Origin of the sequence: Imbroritus primus (genome assembly GCF_964332355.1) — a bacterium.
In the GTDB taxonomy this organism is placed as follows: Bacteria; Pseudomonadota; Gammaproteobacteria; order Burkholderiales; family Burkholderiaceae; genus Imbroritus; species Imbroritus primus.
In genome coordinates, this window is the sequence record NZ_OZ201293.1 from 346,257 (window position 1) to 362,950 (window position 16,694).

Sequence of the window (16,694 nt, forward strand, 5' to 3'; positions counted from 1 at the left end):
AGTCTTGTGATGAGTACCGCTACCCCGGACGCAATCGCACATCCGCATGACCATGCGCACGATCACGCGCATGATCATCCGCACGGATGGCGCCGTTGGCTGTTCGCCACCAACCACAAGGACATCGGTACGCTGTACCTGCTGTTCTCGTTCACCATGCTGATGGTGGGCGGCCTGCTGGCGCTGCTCGTTCGTCTGGAACTGTTCCAGCCGGGCCTGCAGTTCTTCCAGCCGGAGCGCTTCAACTCGTTCACCACGATGCACGGCCTGATCATGGTGTTCGGCGCGATCATGCCGTCGTTCGTCGGTTTCGCGAACTGGATGATCCCGCTGCAGATTGGCGCATCCGACATGGCTTTCGCGCGGATGAACAACTTCAGCTTCTGGCTGATGCCGCCGGCTGCCCTGATCCTCATCGCCTCGTTCTTCGTTCCGGGCGGCGCACCTGCCGGCGGCTGGACGATGTACGCACCGCTGTCCGTACAGATGGGCATCGGCATGGACATGGGTATTTTCGCGCTGCACATCCTGGGCGCGTCGTCGATCATGGGCTCGATCAACATCATCGTGACCGTCCTCAACATGCGTGCCCCCGGCATGACGCTGATGAAGATGCCGATGTTCTGCTGGACCTGGCTGATCACAGCCTACCTGCTGATCGCTGTGATGCCGGTGCTGGCTGGCGCCATCACCATGACGCTGACCGACCGTCACTTTGGCACGAGCTTCTTCTCGGCCGTGGGTGGTGGTGATCCGGTGATGTTCCAGCACATCTTCTGGTTCTTCGGTCACCCCGAGGTGTACATCATGATCTTGCCGGCGTTCGGCATCATCTCGCACGTCGTGCCGACCTTTGCCCGCAAGCGCCTGTTCGGCTACAGCTCGATGGTGTACGCAACCGCTTCGATCGCCATCCTGTCGTTCATCGTGTGGGCGCACCACATGTTCACGACCGGCATGCCCGTGACCGGCCAGCTGTTCTTCATGTACGCCACGATGCTGATCGCAGTGCCGACCGGCGTGAAGATCTTCAACTGGGTGGCCACGATGTGGCGCGGTTCGATGACCTTCGAAACCCCGATGCTGTTCTCCATCGGCTTCATCTTCGTGTTCACGATGGGCGGCTTCACTGGCCTGATTCTCGCCGTGGCGCCGATCGACATCCAGGTGCAGGACACCTACTACGTGGTGGCGCACTTCCACTACGTGCTGGTGGCCGGTTCGCTGTTCGCGCTGTTCGCCGGTTTCTACTATTGGGGCCCGAAGTGGAGCGGTTTCATGTACAACGAAGCCCGCGGCAAGATCCACTTCTGGGGTTCGATGATTTTCTTCAACATCACGTTCTTCCCGATGCACTTCCTGGGTCTGGCCGGCATGCCCCGCCGCTATGCCGACTATCCGTCGCAATTCGCCGATTTCAACGCGATTGCTTCGATTGGTGGCCTGGGCTTCGGCCTGATGCAGGTGTACTTCTTCTTCTTCGTCGTGCTGCCGTCGTACCGCGGTGGCCAGAAAGCGGCCGACAAGCCGTGGGATGGCGCGGAAGGCCTGGAGTGGACCGTGCCCTCGCCGGCGCCGTTCCACACCTTTGAAGTGCCCCCACAAGTGAAGTAATCCAGCTCCGGGCGGCCGCCACTGGCAGCCGCCCGGAACGATGCGCAACACCGTTTATGACGAATCCACAAAAAAGCCCATCCCGGGATCCGCGCGACGCCATGCGGAAGAACAACCGGCGTACCGGCCTGATCCTGTTGTCGATCGTGTTGGTCTTTTTTTTGGGTATCGTTTTGAAACAGGTTCTGCTGCATTGAGCAGCGGGATTTCAGGCAGGCAATGACACAAGCGCAGAATCCGGATCCGCAGGACACGACCACTGAACGTTCCTTGAACTTCCACATGCTGAAGAAGCTGGTGGTCGTGGTGGCCCTGATGTTCGGTTTCGGGTATGCGATGGTTCCGCTGTACAAGAAGTTGTGCGAGGTGACCGGCATCAATGTTGTCACTACGCGCTACCTGCATGGTGGCGAGTTGAAGAACACCCAGGTGGACAAGAGCCGTACGATCACGATCGAGTTCGATACCAATACGCATGGACCGTTCCGGTTCCGCCCGGTAAAGAATTCGATGGAAGTGCATCCCGGTGAGGTGGCGCAGATCACGTACGAAGTGGTGAATCCGCAGACGCGCGACATTTCGGCGCAGGCGATTCCGAGCTACGCACCGAAGCAGGCGACCGAGCACTTCAAGAAAATGGAGTGCTTCTGCTTCAAGCAGCAGTTGCTGAAGGCTGGCGAGCAGCGTGACATGCCCGTCGTGTTCGTGATTGATCCGGCACTGTCGAAGGATGTGAAGACGATCACGCTCTCGTACACGTTCTTCGAGATCAATACGCCAGTGGCACAGGCGCCGGCCGAGCCGGCCACGCCAGGGCAGGGTAGTTGAATGGCCGGGGAGCAACCGAAAGACGCTCTCAAGCGCAAGCTGTCGTTTGCGCAGACCATGCGGGCAATCGCATGGGCCTTTTTTGGCGTGCGCAAGGGTGCGGAGCATGACAAGGATATGTCGCTCAACCCGGTGCATGTGATCATTGCCGCGCTGATTGGCGCCGCCATCTTCATTGGCGTGCTCGTGCTGATCGTGCGGGCGGTGGTCGGGTAAGGAATAGACGGGAAGGCGACGCAGAAGCGGCCTTTCCGGGAAGAATCATTGAATTAGAAAACTGAGCTGGAGAAAATAGAATGAGTGCGAACCGCGCGAACGCTCCGTACTACTTCGTACCGGGGCTATCGCACCACCCGATCATGGCAAGCTTCGGCATGCTGTTCGTCGGATCCGGTGCGGCAGGCTGGGTCAATGGGTACGCCTGGGGGCCGTGGGTCTTTGCGTTTGGCCTGATCTGGTTCCTGTTTGTCCTTCGTTCGTGGTTTGGCGATGCCATTTCCGAATCGGAGTCGGGTAAGTACGGCAAGCGTATCGATGTGTCGTATCGCTGGTCGATGAGCTGGTTCATCTTCTCCGAAGTGATGTTCTTTGCAGCATTCTTCGGCGCCTTGTTCTATGCACGCGAGTTTTCTGTGCCCTGGCTGGGTGACCTGAACAACAAGCTGCTGTGGCCCGACTTCACCGCCACGTGGCCGAACGTCGGACCGGCGGGCCTAGTCGAGTCGTTCAACACCATGGGCCCGTGGCCGATCCCGACGATCAACACGGCACTCCTCCTGACCTCGGGCGTGACGCTGACCTGGGCCCACCATGCGCTGCTGCAGAACAAGCGTGCACAAGTGATCCAGGGTCTGGCGCTGACCGTGCTGCTGGGCGCGATCTTCATGGGCTTCCAGGTCTATGAATACATGCATGCGTATGCCGACCTGAACCTGAAGCTGACCTCGGGCGTCTATGGCTCGACCTTCTTCATGCTGACCGGCTTCCACGGTTTCCACGTGACGATCGGCGCGATCATGCTGGCGGTCATCCTGGTGCGTGTCATGAAGGGCCACTTCACGCCGGAACACCATTTCGGTTTCGAAGGCGCTGCATGGTACTGGCACTTCGTTGACGTCGTCTGGCTCGGCCTGTACGTCGTGGTGTACTGGATGTAAGACGTGGTGGCTCCGGCCGGAGCCACTGCACGCAGCGCCGCAGCTGGCCGTCATGGCCCTGCGGCGTTTTTTTCGTGCAGGGATGGCCGGGGGCAACGACGCTGTCTCTTGGTCGTGCAATCGCGAGACAGCATCAGGCTGCAATGCCGCATGGACGCGCGAACGGTATTCGGGCTGGCGAGGATATCCGGACGCGTGTGCCGGGGGCTACATGCCGGCGGGGATGCCGGTGCTGTGGATCCAGCCGAGACTGTGCGCGATCAGGATGAAGACGAACAGCGCAATCGAAAACCCTACGCGGAACGTGAGCGACCAGACCATTTTGCGATCCGTGGTCTTGCCGCGCATCATGTGATACAGGGCGGAAGCCAGGCTGCCGATGATCAGCACGAAGGCGAGGGCGACGATGATGCGCATGTGGGGTCCGAAAGCGTAACAGCGGCAAAACTGGGAGAATAGCGGTGGCGCAGTAGGGTCACCGGCGAGCGGGGCCTTCCCGTTGCCTTCACATTATCGCACGCCGCCACCGGGTGTTTCCGGTGAAGACGTTGCCTGCACTCTGATGACATCGCGTTCCACGTCACACTTCACATCGTTGTCCCGCTGGTTTGCTCCGGTTCCGACCCTGGCCGCGTTGACGGTGACGATTGCTGCCTGTCTGCTGGGCAACTGGCAACTCAATCGCGGCCAGGAAAAACGCGCCCGCGCCGCACAGCTGGAGCGCCTGGCGCAAGCTGAGCCGCTTACGGTCAACCAGGCAGAGCTGTCGCTGGAACGTGTGCTGTACCATCGTGTCAAAGTGCGGGGTGCCTTCGAGCCGGACAAGACCATTCTGCTTGACAACCGGCCACATGCAGGCGCTGCGAGGGCTGAAAATCGCGCCGGCTTTCATGTGCTGACACCGTTGCGGATTACCGGCGGGTCGGGCGCAGGCCGCTACGTACTGGTCAACCGCGGCTGGCTGCCGCGCGATGCCCAGGACCGGACACGGATTGCGCCATTCGACACGCCCACGGGCGAACAGGAACTGAGTGGCGTCGCCGTTGCCAGCGCCGGCCATGTGTTTGCCCTGGGTGATGCCAACGAGGCGGGTCGCAAGATTCGCCAGAACGTCGAGGTTGACGCGTTGGCCAGGGAGTGGCATGTGACGCTCCAGCCGTTCGTGATCCAGCAGAGCGGTGGGCCGCAGGATGGGCTGGCGCGTGACTGGCCAGCGCCCGATAGCGGCGCCGAGCGCCATGACGGGTATGCGTTCCAGTGGTTTGCGCTCGCCGCATTGACGGTGGCTTTCTGGGGCGTGGCCGGGTACCGGCGCGGTCGTCCGAATGAAGCGCAAGTGCGGCAAGACCCGCAAGAGGGTACGCCCGACTGATCGAATCCATGCAGGATGTTGCCCGGAAAACGGAGCGCCTGCCAGCGGCCGCAAGGCCGCCATATTTTTGTTGAGCTGACGAAATCACCATGCATCCGCACGATCCCGCTAACCGCCACGTCGACGCCAGCACGCTACCCGACCCGCGCATCGACGCGCGCACCCGTTCCGGCCGTCTGAAGATGGTGCTGCTATTGCTGTTCTGTGCGTCGCCGGTGATCGCCTCGTACTTCACGTATTACGTGATTCGCCCCGCAGGCGGCAAGACCAACTACGGCGTGCTGGTCCAGCCGCAGCGTCCGATCCCCGAGGCCCTGCGTGTCGTTGACGAACAGGGCGCAAGCCAGCCGCTTACCGCGTTCAAGGGCAAGTGGCTGCTGATTACCGTCCATGGTTCCGCTTGCGATACGGCATGCACCGAACAACTCTTCCTGGCGCGTCAGACGCGTGTCAGCCAGGGCGCCGAGCGCGAGCGTGTGGTGCCCATGTGGATGATCACCGACGACGGTCCGATCGATCCCCGGCTGACCTCTGCCTACAACGATGAGCAGGGCGCGGTGCGCTTCCTGCGTGCCTCGGCTCCGGCCCTTGCCGACTGGTTGCCGGTGGAAGCCGGGGGCGATGTACGCGATCATCTGTTCCTTGTCGATCCGATCGGCAATCTTATGATGCGTTTCCCGGCCAAGGCAGATCCGGCCAAGGTGCGCAGCGAGATGATCAAGCTGCTGAAATACAACCGCGTCGGCTGAGCCGCGCGACTTCTCACGACTGAACGGAACGACGGACAATCATGCTGTTTCAACTCGGGATCATCGGGCTGCTGCTGGCACTGATTCCTCTCACCTATGTGATGGTGCGCGGTAGCCGCGACCGCTACCGCAAGCTGGTGTGGATCACCACTTTCCTGACCCTCGACCTGATCATGTTTGGCAGCTTCACGCGGCTGACGGATTCCGGCCTGGGGTGTCCGGATTGGCCGGGCTGCTACGGCCGCGCCACGCCATTCCATGCCAGCGAGGCGATCCGTGCCGCCGAGGCCCTGATGCCGACCGGTCCGGTCACCATGGCCAAGGCGTGGATCGAGATGCTGCACCGTTACTTTGCGATGGCGGTGGGCGTGCTGCTGATCACGCTTGCGTTCCTCGCCTGGCGTAAACGCAAGGAGTTGTGTCAGCCGCCATGGCTGGCGACGGGGCTGCTGGTGCTGGTGTGCATCCAGGGCGCGTTCGGCGCCTGGACGGTGACCATGAAGCTGCAGCCGATCATCGTCGGCACGCATCTGATGCTGGCCATGCTGCTGCTTTCGGGCCTGATCTGGCTGGGCTCGCGCAATGACCGTCCGCGCCAGCACGATCCGGGATCCGGCAAGCTCTACCTTCCCGCGCTGATCGGCACGGCCCTGCTGGTGATCCAGATTGCGCTGGGCGGGTGGGTGAGTACCAACTACGCAGTGCTGGCGTGCACCGACTTTCCGCTCTGCAATGGAGAACTCGTGCCGCGGATGGATTTCCAGCACGGCTTCACACTGTGGCGTGAACTCGGCAAGACGGCGGCTGGCGACTATATTCCGCGCGAGGCGCTGGTGGCGATCCACTGGGTGCACCGCATGTTCGCGTTCGTCGTCCTGGCCTACCTGGGATGGTTCGCGATGCGCGCGCGGCGCTACCCCGCGCTCGGCCGGTCGCCCAGGTTGCTGCTGCTGTTCCTCGGCCTGCAACTGCTGACCGGCCTGTCGAACATCGTCCTCGACTGGCCGCTGGTGGCCGCGGTGGCGCATAACGGTGGCGCGGCGGTGTTGCTGCTGTTGATGGTGCGCCTCGTTTACAATACCCGTCTGGCCCGTCAATCCGCGACGGTTCCGATTCCAGCCGTTTCTGCTGCACGTACATGAGTTCCCCCTTGGCTTCGTCCCAACCTTCCGATCTCAGCCTGCCCCACCGCCTGCGCCATACGGCGCGGCAGTATGCCGCCCTGACCAAGCCGAGGGTGACCCAGCTCGCGGTTTTCTGTGCGGTGATTGGCATGTTCCTCGCCACCCCCGGCATGGTGCCGTGGCGCGTGCTCATCGGCGGTGCTGCCGGAATCTGGCTGCTCGCGGGCGCAGCGTTTGCCGTCAACTGCCTGGTCGAGCAGCACATCGATGCCAAGATGCGCCGCACGGCGTGGCGGCCGTCCGCCACGGGCGAGATTACGACGCGGCAGACGCTGGTGTTTTCGGCGATCATCGGCGGCCTTGGCGCGTGGGTGCTGTATACCTTCACCAATGCCCTGACCATGTGGCTGACCATCGCCACCTTCGTCGGCTACGCCGTGATCTATACGATGCTGCTTAAGCCCGCGACGCCACAGAACATTGTCATCGGCGGCCTGTCGGGCGCGATGCCGCCGGCGCTCGGCTGGGCGGCCGTGACGAACGAGGTACCGGCCGAAGCCTGGTTCCTGGTGCTGATCATCTTCACCTGGACCCCGCCGCATTTCTGGGCGCTGGCACTGTACCGGCGTGCCGACTACGAGAAATCGGGTCTGCCGATGCTGCCGGTCACGCACGGCGAGCGCTTCACCCTGCTGCATATCCTGCTGTACACCTTGATCATGATCGCCGCGACGATCCTGCCGTTCGTCTATGCCATGAGCGGTTACATCTACCTGGTGTCGGCCCTGCTGCTTGGCGCGGGATTCCTGTGGTATGCGTGGCGCTTGTACCAGAACTACTCGGATGCGCTGGCACGCAGCATGTTCAAGTTCTCGATCCTCTACCTGTCGCTGCTGTTCGCGGCCTTGCTGGTGGATCACTATTTCAAGTACCTGCCGCGCGCCTAGCGGCCTTCTGTCGAGTGATGTTTTTCATGCCTGATTCCCGCCCGCTGTTCCGCTTTCTGCTCGCCCTTCTTGCGGCGATGTTGCTGGCCGCATGCGGACAGCCCAAGCAATCGTTCCAGAATATCGACATCACTGGCGGATCCGAATTCGGCAAGGATTTCACCCTGACCGATCACCACGGCAAGGTGCGCACGCTGGCGGATTTCAAGGGCAAGGCCGTGCTGATGTTCTTCGGCTTTACCCAGTGCCCGGACGTTTGTCCGTCCACCATGTCGGAAATGGCGACGGTGATGGAGAAGCTCGGTCCCGATGCCGACCGCGTACAGGTGCTGTTCGTGACCATCGACCCCGAGCGCGACACGCAGGAACTGCTGGCGCAGTACGTGCCGCATTTCGATAAGCGTTTCCTCGGCATGCGTCCGGCCGATGAGGCTGCCCTGAAAAAGCTCGCGACGGATTTCAAGGTGTACTACGCCAAGGTGCCGCAGGAAGGTGGCGGCTACACCATGGATCACACGGCCGGCAGCTACGTGTTCGATCCGCAGGGCCACCTGCGCCTGTTCGTCAAGCATGGCCAGGGGCCGGACCCCATCGTGCACGATTTGAAGCAGCTGCTGTAACGGCACGCGTGGGGGGCGGCAGGGCCTGCCCGCGAGTCATCCCATGGCAAGAAAAAACGCCCGGCTCCGTAAGGAGCCGGGCGTTTTGCCGTGCAAGAACGGGCCCGCAGGCGCGGGAGCCTTCCGGCCCGGTGCCCGGGAGGACCGTCAGGCGTATTCCGCCAGCGCGCCCTTCATCTTCTTCATGGCCGCTACTTCGATCTGGCGGATACGTTCGGCCGACACGCCGAATTCGTCTGCCAGTTCGTGCAGCGTCGAGCCACCCGAGCCATCGTCGTTGACGTGCAGCCAGCGTGCCTCGATGATGCGGCGGCTGCGTCCGTCGAGCGTTTCCAGGGCCTGCTCCAGTCCGGTCGACTGCATGCGGTCCTGCTGGCGCGCCTCGATGACGCGCGTCGGTTCATTGTGATGGTCAGCCAGGTAGGCGATCGGCGCGAACGATTCCTCACCGTCGTCGCTGTGACCTTCTAGCGCTGTGTCGCCCCCCGACAGGCGCGTTTCCATTTCCATCACGTCTTCGCGCTTGACATTCAGATCCTTGGCGACGGCATCGATCTCCTCCGGCGTCAGGGTGTTGAGGCTGGTCTTCTGGCTGCGCAGATTGAAGAACAGCTTGCGCTGCGCCTTGGTGGTCGCCACCTTGACCATGCGCCAGTTCTTCAGGATGTACTCGTGGATCTCGGCCTTGATCCAGTGCATGGCGTACGACACCAGGCGTACACCTTGTTCGGGGTCGAAGCGCTTCACGGCCTTCATCAGGCCGATGTTGCCTTCCTGGATCAGGTCAGCGTGGGGCAGGCCGTAGCCAAGGTACTGGCGGGCAATGGAAACCACGAGCCGCAGGTGCGACATCACCATCCGGCCGGCGGCGTCGAGGTCGCCGGTGGCGCGAAAATCGCGGGCAAGACGCTGCTCTTCTTCTGCCGTCAGCAACGGAATCCGGTTGACGCTCTGGATATAGGCGTCGATATTGCCGAGATTGCCGGTGTAGGCGACGGCGAGCGGGTTCGCCTTCTGAGCGGAACCCTGGGCGGCACGGTCGTAAGAAAGCGCGACAGGTGCGGATACACTCACGAGGGACTCCTTGTGTAAAAACTGCTGGGATCTAGCTTGGGTCAATATTAGCACTCTCGAAACATGAGTGCTAATAAGATCCGCGATGAGGGGTAATAGTTCCTTTCAATCGAGATTCCGGAACTCATTGCCCATGAGGCCGCTGGAGCGCCTCGCACGCCGCTTGCAGGCACCTACCGCCTGGCCAATCTCGAATTCGCCACCAAACCGGAGTACTGTGGCAGGGTGCCCCCAGGAGGATGCATGTCAACGTTCAAGCACTTGTTGAAGCCCCACACCCGAGATATCGGCGCCTTTGCCGTGCGCCGTGTGCTGCCCAGTGCGCTTGCGCAGACCGTCGGCCCTTTCATTTTCTTTGATCATTTTGGGCCCGTCGAGTTGCCGCCGCAAGCAGGCATGGATGTGCGCCCGCATCCGCATATCGGTCTCGCGACGGTCAGTTATCTCTTCGAGGGCGAGATCGAGCACCGTGACAGCCTGGGTTCGGTGCAGACCATCCGGCCCGGCGACGTGAACTGGATGACGGCCGGAGAAGGCATCGTTCACTCCGAGCGTACGCCCGCCGCTCTGCGGGCGGACGGCAGCCGCCTGCATGGCGTCCAGACCTGGGTAGTTTTGCCCAAGGACCTGGAGGGGATCGCGCCGGCCTTCGCGCATCATCCGGCAGCCACCCTGCCGCAACTGACGTTTCCCGGTGTTTGCGTGTCCGTGATCGCGGGTACGGCGTTTGGCGCCCGGTCACCGGTCGAGGTCTTCAGCCCAACCCTGTACGCGGCACTGAACCTCGATGCCGGGGCTTCGCTGATGATCCCGCCGGAGCATGAGGAGCGCGGCCTCTACCTGATCGAAGGCGAGGCCGAGATCGAAGGCGAGCCGCTCACCCTGCATCATCTTGCCGTCCTGACGCCCGGCAGCACGGTCACCCTGCGCGCTCGCACCGGCGCGCGCCTGATGCTGGTCGGTGGCGCGCCTGCCGATGGCCGGCGTTTCATTGAATGGAATTTCGTGGCGAGTGCGCGCGAACTGATCGAGGCCGCCAAAGCGCGCTGGGAGGCGGATGCGTTCCCACACGTGCCGGGCGAAACCGAGCGCATTCCGCTGCCGCGCAAGGAACAGGCTGCTGACGGCTCATGACGGAGCCGCCGGCACCGCAAGCGAACGTGCTGGACCGTACTGCGCGGTCTCAGGCGGCCGCTTGCCGGATGGCTTCGATCTGCTGGGCCAAGGGCTCGGGCACCGGTTCCTCGCCTGCCAGCACGGCGCGGATGTAGGCGACCGTTGCCTGTTGATCGGTTCCGGCCGGTAGCGCGGGCACGGCGGCGACGCTGCCTTCCGCGCCGCTGGCCAGCAGCGTGGTCCGGCGGGCGCAGAGGTGCTCAATGCGCCCCGCACGCCGTGCGTCCGCGACGGCTTCGCCCTCAGTCCCGCGCGTCAGCAGCACATTCGCCGGGCGCGCCGCAAAGAGCGCGCTCAGGGTGTCCCGGTACTCGGGGTGGGTATAGCTCACCAGTTGCAATGCGGCTTCTGGCCCATGGTCGCCGACCGGTTGCAGCATCTTCACCAGCGTATGCGTCGAGTTGCGCAGCCCGATCACTTCGCGGCGCGCCAGCAGGCCGTCGAGCGCCGGCGAGAGGGTGTCGATGGCCAGCACGGCCAGGCCGTCACGCGCGAGCGCATCCGACGCGGCGGATGCGGAGGGGCTGGGCGGCAGGCCCAGCGCGTCGAACAGTTCCAGCGAGGTGATGCGCCCCGCGAAGTGCCGCACGCCGTGCACCAGCACGGGCAGCCCGGCACGCTGCAGCAGCAGGGCCAGCAGCGGCACCAGATTGGGTTGCTTGCGAGCGCCGTTGTAGCTGGGGATGACCACCACCCGTCGTCCTGCGACGGGTGCCAGCGGCGCGCAATGGCGATGCGCTGCGTCGAGCATGCCCGCCAGTTCCTCGGGCGTTTCGCCCTTGATGCGATAAGCCATCAGGATGGCGCCCAGCTCGATATCGCTGACGCGCCCCTGCAGCATCGCCTCGAACAAGGTCTCCACATCGGCGCGCGGCAGCGGCCGCGCACCTTTTACCCCACGGCCGATTTCCTTGATGTAGCGGGCGGCGGAGAAAGATCCGTGGAGGGAAGCAGTGGCGTCGGTGATCATGGAGAAGCGCAAGGGTGGCGGGACAGCGGGACTGCCGATGATAGCGCAGCTCCGCCGCGCTGTCTGTGCAGATCCCGCCGGGCGCGGCCTACGCCGCTTCCTGCTGCACCGGGTGCCGCTGCTTGTGATACAGGAAATCGATCACAGCATGGCGGCAGCCGAGGTAGACCGGATCATCGGCCAGCGTCACCCGCTCGCGCGGACGCGGCAAGGGCACGGGCAGGATCTCGCCGATAGTGGCTGCCGGACCGTTCGTCATCATCACGATACGGTCGGCCAGCAGCACTGCCTCGTCGACATCGTGCGTCACCATCACTACCGTGCTGTGCGTGGCGGCGACGATGTCCAGCAGTTCGTCCTGCAGGCGCGCACGCGTCAGGGCATCGAGCGCCCCGAACGGCTCATCCATCAGCAGTACCTTAGGCTCCATCGACAGCGCCCGCGCGATACCCACGCGTTGTTTCATGCCCCCCGAGATCTCGTGCGGATAGCGCTGCGCGGCATGCGTCAGCCCTACCAGCTGCAGGGCGGCCTGCGTGCGCGACCTGAGCTGGGCACGCGTTTCGCTGGCAGCAAAGACGCGCTCCACCGCGAGATAGACATTGTCGAAACAGGTGAGCCAAGGTAACAAGGAATGGTTCTGGAACACCACAGCGCGTTCCGGTCCGGGGCCGGCGATTTCCCGGCTGGCGCAGATCAGGCCGCCTGCCGTGGGTTGGGTGAGGCCAGCGATCAGGTTGAGCAGGGTCGATTTGCCACAACCGGAATGACCAATGAGCGCGATGAATTCGCCGGCGGCAATGTTCAGGTTGATATCGCGCAAGGCCACGAAGGCGCCCTTGCGCGTGGTGAATGTCTGGTCGACATGCTCGATGCAAACGAATCTATCCATGGGGCGCTCCTCAATGTTCGTAGCTGAAACGTTTGGCAATCTGCAGCAGCAGCGTTTCCAGCAGCAGCCCGACGACGCCGATGACAAATATGGCGATGATGATGTGCTCGACCTTCAGGTTGTTCCATTCGTCCCACAGCCAGAAGCCGATGCCGACGCCACCGGTCAGCATCTCCGCTGCCACGATCACCAGCCACGCCGTGCCGATGGAGAGCCGCACGCCGGTCAGCATGTACGGCAGTACCGCGGGCAGCAGGACCTTGCGGAACACCTTCCATTCCGACAGGTCGAGCACGCGCGCCACGTTCAGGTAATCCTGCGGAATGCGTGCGACACCTGCCGCCGTGTTGATGATCATCGGCCAGATCGAACAGATGAAGATTGACCAGATGGCCGCAGGGTCGGCTGACTTGAACAACAGCAGACCGATCGGCAACCATGCCAGCGGCGATACCGGACGCAACAGGTTGACGATGGGCGACATCATGCGATTGAAGAACACGAAGCGACCCAGCAGGAAACCCAGCGGGATACCGATCACGGCTGCCATGCCGAAACCTGCCGCGACACGGCCGAGCGATGCCAGCACATTCCAGCCAATACCCTGGTCATTCGGGCCGTTGCTGTAGAACGGATCGGCAAAGAGCGCACGGGCCGCATCCCAGGTGACACCTGGTGTCGGGATGCCGCTGATCTTCGTGGCAATCATCTGCCAGACCAGGACGAACAACGTCAGGCCGATCGCCGGCGGCAGTACGCGCATGATGGCCGCGCCCAGTGCTTCGCGGCGTGCGGCGCGCCGGGTAGCGTCGGCGGCTTCACGTGCGCGGTGGGTGGCGCGTACCTGCAGTTCGTTGCTTGCTGGGTCATCGGCTGACGGCGTGGCGGATGATACCGGGGGGATGGCCAGCGCAGCAGCCGTCGCGCCTGGGTTCATGGGTGGGACAGCGGGTTCGGCGGCCAACCCGTTCAGCAGGGATGTGGCATGGGGACTCATGTGAAGCTCCTGTGCTCAGCAAGATAAAGGACCTGTCGAGAAAGACGTCAGCTGCGGATCTTGAAGCCGTCGGCATAGGCCGCGGGGTTCCTGGCATCCCACGCCACACCATCAATGAGCTTGGCGCTGCGCAGATCGCTCTTTGGCAATGGCGTGCCGGTAGCAGCGGCGGCCTGTTTGTAGATGTCGATGCGGTTGATCTGCTTCGCGACTTCCAGATAATCCGGATGCGACTTGAGCAGGCCCCAGCGCTTGTGCTGGGTGAGAAACCACATGCCGTCGGACAGGAATGGGAAGTTCGCCTGACCGTCGTGATAGAAATGCATGGCGTCCGGGTCATCCCAGGTCTTGCCGATGCCGTTGCTGTAGCGGCCCAGCATGCGGTCGAGGATGATGTCCATGTCGGTGTTCACATACGACTTGGCGGCAATGGTCTCCGCCGTCTTGCGGCGGTTCGAAGCCGAGGCGTCGATAAACTTCGATGCTTCGAGGATCGCGGCGACCATCGCGCGTGCAGTGTTCGGATACTTCTGCACGAACTCCGCCGTGGTACCCAGGACCTTCTCCGGATGATCTCTCCAGATCGCTTGCGTGGTGGTGGCGGTGAAGCCGATCTTGTCGGCGATGGCGCGTGCGTTCCATGGCTCGCCGACGCAGAAGCCATCCATGTTGCCAACGCGCATGTTGGCCACCATCTGCGGCGGCGGCACGGTGATCACCTTGGCATCCTTCATCGGATGGATGCCGTGGGCCGCCAGCCAGTAGTACAGCCACATGGCGTGCGTGCCGGTCGGAAACGTCTGCGCAAAGGTATAGTCGCGCTTCTCCTTGTCCATCAGCCCCTTCAGGCTGGCGCCATCGCGCGCGCCTTTCTCGAGCAGCTTGTTGGACAGTGTGATGGCTTGGCCGTTGTTGTTGAGGCTCATCAGCACGGCCATGTCTTTCTTCGGTCCGCCAATGCCGAGGTGCACCCCATACATCAGGCCGTACAGCACGTGCGCGGCATCGAGATCGCCATTCACCAGTTTGTCGCGCACACCGGCCCACGATGCCTCTTTCGAAGGCGTGATCTTGATGCCGTATTTCTTGTCGAGCCCCAGCGTGGATGCCATGACGACCGACGCGCAATCAGTCAGCGGAATGAAGCCGATGCGCAGCTCGGTTTTCTCGGGCGCGTCCGAGCCGGCCGCCCAGGCACCGGCCCGTACCACTGGATCGATCAAGGTCATGATGCCGGCTCCCGCAAGCGTGGTGATGGCGCGCCGGCGGCCCGCGCGCACGTCTGGCAGTGGCGTCGCATGACCGGCCGTGGCCGGAGAGGTAGGGGACTTGCGTTCGGTCATCGCCGCTCCAAAAAAATAGGCGTCCGCTCCCGCCGCCGGAGCGGGGGAGGGGACGCCGTTGTCCAATTCCGTGTGCCATTGCGGGTCACGGACAAGAGTGGAATGCGCCTTCGTTGGCAGCACACGGGATACGCAAGTGACATGCCAGCCCGCTCGGCAGCGTGACAGCACGCCAGCACGCTACCGGCTGACGGCGTCGCCGCGTCGTTCGTGGCTTGCTGGTGCGCCGGCCGCCGGTCGAAGGAGGCGTGTCAGGATGACGGGCGGAGGCAGAGATGCCATCCACGGCGCTCCATTCACGTGCGTATCGCCCCTGCATCGGACCGCTCATGCGCCAGTGCGGTGCGTTCAGCCGCCCATGACATCGAGCACGCGTCGCGCGGCTTCGCCAAGCTTGATGCCACGCTCCATCGCCAGCTTGCGCAAGCGCTGATAGGCCTGGTCTTCGGTCAGGCCGAGCGTGGCCATCAGGCGGCCCTTGGCCCGCTCCACCAGCTTGCGTTCGGTCAACTGCAGGCGGGTTGCATCCAGTTCGGCGCGTAGCGCCTGCTCCAGCTCGAAGCGTGTGTAAGCCACATCGAGCACGCTTTTCACGCGCTCGGGGCGCAGGCCATCGACGATGTAAGCGGTAATACCGGCCGCCAGCGCCGAGCGGATGCGCGCGGCGTCATCGTTATCGGTAAACAGTACGATCGGCCGCGGTGCATCGTGCGTGGCAACGCACACATGCTCGACCGTATCGCGCGCGGCGGATTCCGAGGCAATGATGATCATGTCGGGCTGCCATGCCAGGATGCGATCCGCAAGACCGATATCGGCCTGCGTCACCTCGACCCTATGTGTGCCGCCATCCGCCAGCGCCGTGCGCAGCACCTCGACCTCGACCGGGTGCGTATCACCCTGGTCCTGCACCAGAAGGATGCGCAGATGGCGCGGTGCTGGGGATGTATGGGGCGCTTTCATGGGTTTGTCCGGGAATGCCGGAACAGCATGCAAGTTCTGCACCATCACGCCTGTCATGCTGGCTTTGCGGGCGCCCCGATCTTGGGTGTATGCTGTTCGCCGTGTCGGCCTTCGCGCGCCTGCGGGGCCGACCTTCCTGTCCCGTGATCGTGGAGAATCCGCATGTCCGCTTTTGTCGTCGCCCCGCCCGAGCCGGTAGGCATTCCCGTGCGTGGCAGCAGTGCCCTGTTTCCGGTCCGCCGTGTCTATTGCGTGGGGCGCAATTACGCCGCGCACGCCCGTGAAATGGGCGCCGACCCGGACCGCGAACCGCCGTTCTTCTTCTGTAAGCCTGCCGACGCGGTCAGCGTCACGCCGAATGGCGAAACTGGCCAGTTTCCGTATCCGCCGGAAACCAGTGATTGCCAGCATGAGGTCGAATTGGTCGTGGCACTGCACAAGGGCGGCCGCAACCTGTCGCTCGAACAGGCAGCGAGCTGCGTCTTCGGCTATGCCGTCGGCCTGGACATGACGCGCCGCGACCTGCAGGGTGCCGCCAAGAAGATGGGCCGCCCGTGGGAAACCGGCAAGGCATTCGACGCCTCCGCCCCCATTGGTCCGCTGGTGCCGGCGAGCGAGATTGGCCATCCTGCCAAGGGTGCGATCACGCTTGAGGTCAACGGTGCCGAAAGACAGCGCGGCGACCTGTCCGACCTGATCTGGTCCGTGCCGGAATCGATTGCGTTTCTCTCCACGCTGTTCGAACTGCACCCCGGTGACCTGATCTACACCGGCACGCCAGAAGGCGTGGCAGCGATCGTGCGCGGCGATACGATGGTGGCGCGTATCGAAGGCGTTGGCGAATTGCGCGTCAGCGTCGTGTGAGGAG

Annotated in this window: 19 protein-coding genes; 12 read left to right on the plus strand and 7 right to left on the minus strand. The window is 63.2% G+C overall.

The window, feature by feature from the left end:
* The first annotated feature begins 9 nt into the window (after positions 1 to 9).
* From ctaD to ACQ3C8_RS01595, 5 genes are all read left to right on the plus strand, one after another.
* The gene (gene ctaD / locus ACQ3C8_RS01575) at positions 10 to 1,614 is read left to right on the plus strand and encodes a cytochrome c oxidase subunit I (protein ID WP_009521060.1); all 1,605 of its coding nucleotides are present in this window, start codon (positions 10 to 12) and stop codon (positions 1,612 to 1,614) included.
* 56 nt (positions 1,615 to 1,670) lie between these two features.
* Positions 1,671 to 1,811, plus strand: a complete 141-nt coding sequence (locus ACQ3C8_RS01580; protein WP_428852219.1) for a cytochrome oxidase small assembly protein — start codon at positions 1,671 to 1,673, stop codon at positions 1,809 to 1,811.
* 22 nt (positions 1,812 to 1,833) lie between these two features.
* The gene (locus ACQ3C8_RS01585; protein ID WP_009521061.1) at positions 1,834 to 2,442 is read left to right on the plus strand and encodes a cytochrome c oxidase assembly protein; all 609 of its coding nucleotides are present in this window, start codon (positions 1,834 to 1,836) and stop codon (positions 2,440 to 2,442) included.
* The gene (locus ACQ3C8_RS01590; RefSeq protein ID WP_009521062.1) at positions 2,443 to 2,658 is read left to right on the plus strand and encodes a DUF2970 domain-containing protein; all 216 of its coding nucleotides are present in this window, start codon (positions 2,443 to 2,445) and stop codon (positions 2,656 to 2,658) included.
* Positions 2,659 to 2,738: 80 nt separating this feature from the next.
* A complete protein-coding gene (locus ACQ3C8_RS01595; RefSeq protein ID WP_009521063.1) occupies positions 2,739 to 3,599 on the plus strand; it encodes a cytochrome c oxidase subunit 3 in 861 nt (286 codons plus the stop codon).
* 207 nt (positions 3,600 to 3,806) lie between these two features.
* Here ACQ3C8_RS01595 and ACQ3C8_RS01600 read toward each other — a convergent pair whose 3' ends face one another.
* Positions 3,807 to 4,016, minus strand: coding sequence for a twin transmembrane helix small protein (locus ACQ3C8_RS01600; RefSeq protein ID WP_009521064.1), 210 nt, complete (start codon positions 4,014 to 4,016; stop codon positions 3,807 to 3,809).
* A gap of 145 nt (positions 4,017 to 4,161) precedes the next feature.
* Here ACQ3C8_RS01600 and ACQ3C8_RS01605 point away from each other — a divergent pair, with 145 nt between their 5' ends.
* From ACQ3C8_RS01605 to ACQ3C8_RS01625, 5 genes are all read left to right on the plus strand, one after another.
* Positions 4,162 to 4,971 (plus strand): SURF1 family protein, encoded by an 810-nt coding sequence (locus ACQ3C8_RS01605; RefSeq protein ID WP_428852220.1) that lies wholly within the window; start codon positions 4,162 to 4,164, stop codon positions 4,969 to 4,971.
* 89 nt (positions 4,972 to 5,060) lie between these two features.
* Positions 5,061 to 5,720, plus strand: coding sequence for an SCO family protein (locus ACQ3C8_RS01610; protein ID WP_428852221.1), 660 nt, complete (start codon positions 5,061 to 5,063; stop codon positions 5,718 to 5,720).
* A gap of 41 nt (positions 5,721 to 5,761) precedes the next feature.
* A complete protein-coding gene (locus tag ACQ3C8_RS01615) occupies positions 5,762 to 6,862 on the plus strand; it encodes a COX15/CtaA family protein (protein ID WP_428852222.1) in 1,101 nt (366 codons plus the stop codon).
* The gene (locus tag ACQ3C8_RS01620) at positions 6,859 to 7,791 is read left to right on the plus strand and encodes a heme o synthase (RefSeq protein ID WP_009521068.1); all 933 of its coding nucleotides are present in this window, start codon (positions 6,859 to 6,861) and stop codon (positions 7,789 to 7,791) included. Before ACQ3C8_RS01615 ends, ACQ3C8_RS01620 begins: the two co-directional genes overlap by 4 nt.
* Before the next feature lie 26 nt (positions 7,792 to 7,817).
* The gene (locus tag ACQ3C8_RS01625) at positions 7,818 to 8,411 is read left to right on the plus strand and encodes an SCO family protein (RefSeq protein ID WP_009521069.1); all 594 of its coding nucleotides are present in this window, start codon (positions 7,818 to 7,820) and stop codon (positions 8,409 to 8,411) included.
* A 147-nt stretch (positions 8,412 to 8,558) separates the two neighbouring features.
* Here ACQ3C8_RS01625 and rpoH read toward each other — a convergent pair whose 3' ends face one another.
* Positions 8,559 to 9,485 carry an RNA polymerase sigma factor RpoH gene (rpoH, locus tag ACQ3C8_RS01630; protein ID WP_009521070.1) on the minus strand — a complete coding sequence of 309 codons (927 nt, stop codon included), beginning with the start codon at positions 9,483 to 9,485 and terminating at the stop codon, positions 8,559 to 8,561.
* 243 nt (positions 9,486 to 9,728) lie between these two features.
* Here rpoH and ACQ3C8_RS01635 point away from each other — a divergent pair, with 243 nt between their 5' ends.
* A complete protein-coding gene (locus ACQ3C8_RS01635; protein WP_428852223.1) occupies positions 9,729 to 10,619 on the plus strand; it encodes a pirin family protein in 891 nt (296 codons plus the stop codon).
* A 49-nt stretch (positions 10,620 to 10,668) separates the two neighbouring features.
* Here ACQ3C8_RS01635 and ybiB read toward each other — a convergent pair whose 3' ends face one another.
* The 5 genes from ybiB to ACQ3C8_RS01660 all read right to left on the minus strand — a co-directional run bounded on the left by ybiB (position 10,669) and on the right by ACQ3C8_RS01660 (position 15,826).
* Positions 10,669 to 11,631 (minus strand): DNA-binding protein YbiB, encoded by a 963-nt coding sequence (ybiB, locus tag ACQ3C8_RS01640; protein WP_428852224.1) that lies wholly within the window; start codon positions 11,629 to 11,631, stop codon positions 10,669 to 10,671.
* A gap of 88 nt (positions 11,632 to 11,719) precedes the next feature.
* Positions 11,720 to 12,523: an ABC transporter ATP-binding protein gene (locus tag ACQ3C8_RS01645; protein ID WP_428852225.1), complete on the minus strand. Its 804-nt coding sequence runs from the start codon at positions 12,521 to 12,523 to the stop codon at positions 11,720 to 11,722.
* Positions 12,524 to 12,533: 10 nt separating this feature from the next.
* Complete coding sequence (gene ntrB, locus ACQ3C8_RS01650; RefSeq protein ID WP_428853011.1) at positions 12,534 to 13,460, minus strand: nitrate ABC transporter permease; 927 nt, start codon at positions 13,458 to 13,460, stop codon at positions 12,534 to 12,536.
* Between the two features lie 107 nt (positions 13,461 to 13,567).
* Complete coding sequence (locus ACQ3C8_RS01655) at positions 13,568 to 14,863, minus strand: CmpA/NrtA family ABC transporter substrate-binding protein (protein ID WP_428852226.1); 1,296 nt, start codon at positions 14,861 to 14,863, stop codon at positions 13,568 to 13,570.
* 348 nt (positions 14,864 to 15,211) lie between these two features.
* A complete protein-coding gene (locus ACQ3C8_RS01660; RefSeq protein WP_037029150.1) occupies positions 15,212 to 15,826 on the minus strand; it encodes an ANTAR domain-containing response regulator in 615 nt (204 codons plus the stop codon).
* A gap of 162 nt (positions 15,827 to 15,988) precedes the next feature.
* Here ACQ3C8_RS01660 and ACQ3C8_RS01665 point away from each other — a divergent pair, with 162 nt between their 5' ends.
* On the plus strand, positions 15,989 to 16,690 hold the full coding sequence (locus tag ACQ3C8_RS01665) for a fumarylacetoacetate hydrolase family protein (protein ID WP_428852227.1): 702 nt from the start codon (positions 15,989 to 15,991) through the stop codon (positions 16,688 to 16,690).
* Positions 16,691 to 16,694: the final 4 nt, after the last annotated feature.

Excerpts from the sequence above, each read along its gene's own strand:
- ctaD (WP_009521060.1), top strand. The coding sequence starts at position 10 with ATGAGTACCGCTACCCCGGACGCAATCGCACATCCGCATGACCATGCG.
- ACQ3C8_RS01605 (WP_428852220.1), top strand. The coding sequence starts at position 4,162 with ATGACATCGCGTTCCACGTCACACTTCACATCGTTGTCCCGCTGGTTT.
- ACQ3C8_RS01590 (WP_009521062.1), top strand. The coding sequence starts at position 2,443 with ATGGCCGGGGAGCAACCGAAAGACGCTCTCAAGCGCAAGCTGTCGTTT.
- ACQ3C8_RS01620 (WP_009521068.1), top strand. The coding sequence starts at position 6,859 with ATGAGTTCCCCCTTGGCTTCGTCCCAACCTTCCGATCTCAGCCTGCCC.
- ACQ3C8_RS01595 (WP_009521063.1), top strand. The coding sequence starts at position 2,739 with ATGAGTGCGAACCGCGCGAACGCTCCGTACTACTTCGTACCGGGGCTA.
- ACQ3C8_RS01610 (WP_428852221.1), top strand. The coding sequence starts at position 5,061 with ATGCATCCGCACGATCCCGCTAACCGCCACGTCGACGCCAGCACGCTA.
- ntrB (WP_428853011.1), bottom strand. The coding sequence starts at position 13,460 with ATGAACCCAGGCGCGACGGCTGCTGCGCTGGCCATCCCCCCGGTATCA.
- ACQ3C8_RS01625 (WP_009521069.1), top strand. The coding sequence starts at position 7,818 with ATGCCTGATTCCCGCCCGCTGTTCCGCTTTCTGCTCGCCCTTCTTGCG.
- ACQ3C8_RS01615 (WP_428852222.1), top strand. The coding sequence starts at position 5,762 with ATGCTGTTTCAACTCGGGATCATCGGGCTGCTGCTGGCACTGATTCCT.
- ACQ3C8_RS01660 (WP_037029150.1), bottom strand. The coding sequence starts at position 15,826 with ATGAAAGCGCCCCATACATCCCCAGCACCGCGCCATCTGCGCATCCTT.
- ACQ3C8_RS01600 (WP_009521064.1), bottom strand. The coding sequence starts at position 4,016 with ATGCGCATCATCGTCGCCCTCGCCTTCGTGCTGATCATCGGCAGCCTG.
- ACQ3C8_RS01585 (WP_009521061.1), top strand. The coding sequence starts at position 1,834 with ATGACACAAGCGCAGAATCCGGATCCGCAGGACACGACCACTGAACGT.
- ACQ3C8_RS01655 (WP_428852226.1), bottom strand. The coding sequence starts at position 14,863 with ATGACCGAACGCAAGTCCCCTACCTCTCCGGCCACGGCCGGTCATGCG.
- ybiB (WP_428852224.1), bottom strand. The coding sequence starts at position 11,631 with ATGATCACCGACGCCACTGCTTCCCTCCACGGATCTTTCTCCGCCGCC.
- ACQ3C8_RS01580 (WP_428852219.1), top strand. The coding sequence starts at position 1,671 with ATGACGAATCCACAAAAAAGCCCATCCCGGGATCCGCGCGACGCCATG.
- ACQ3C8_RS01665 (WP_428852227.1), top strand. The coding sequence starts at position 15,989 with ATGTCCGCTTTTGTCGTCGCCCCGCCCGAGCCGGTAGGCATTCCCGTG.
- ACQ3C8_RS01635 (WP_428852223.1), top strand. The coding sequence starts at position 9,729 with ATGTCAACGTTCAAGCACTTGTTGAAGCCCCACACCCGAGATATCGGC.
- ACQ3C8_RS01645 (WP_428852225.1), bottom strand. The coding sequence starts at position 12,523 with ATGGATAGATTCGTTTGCATCGAGCATGTCGACCAGACATTCACCACG.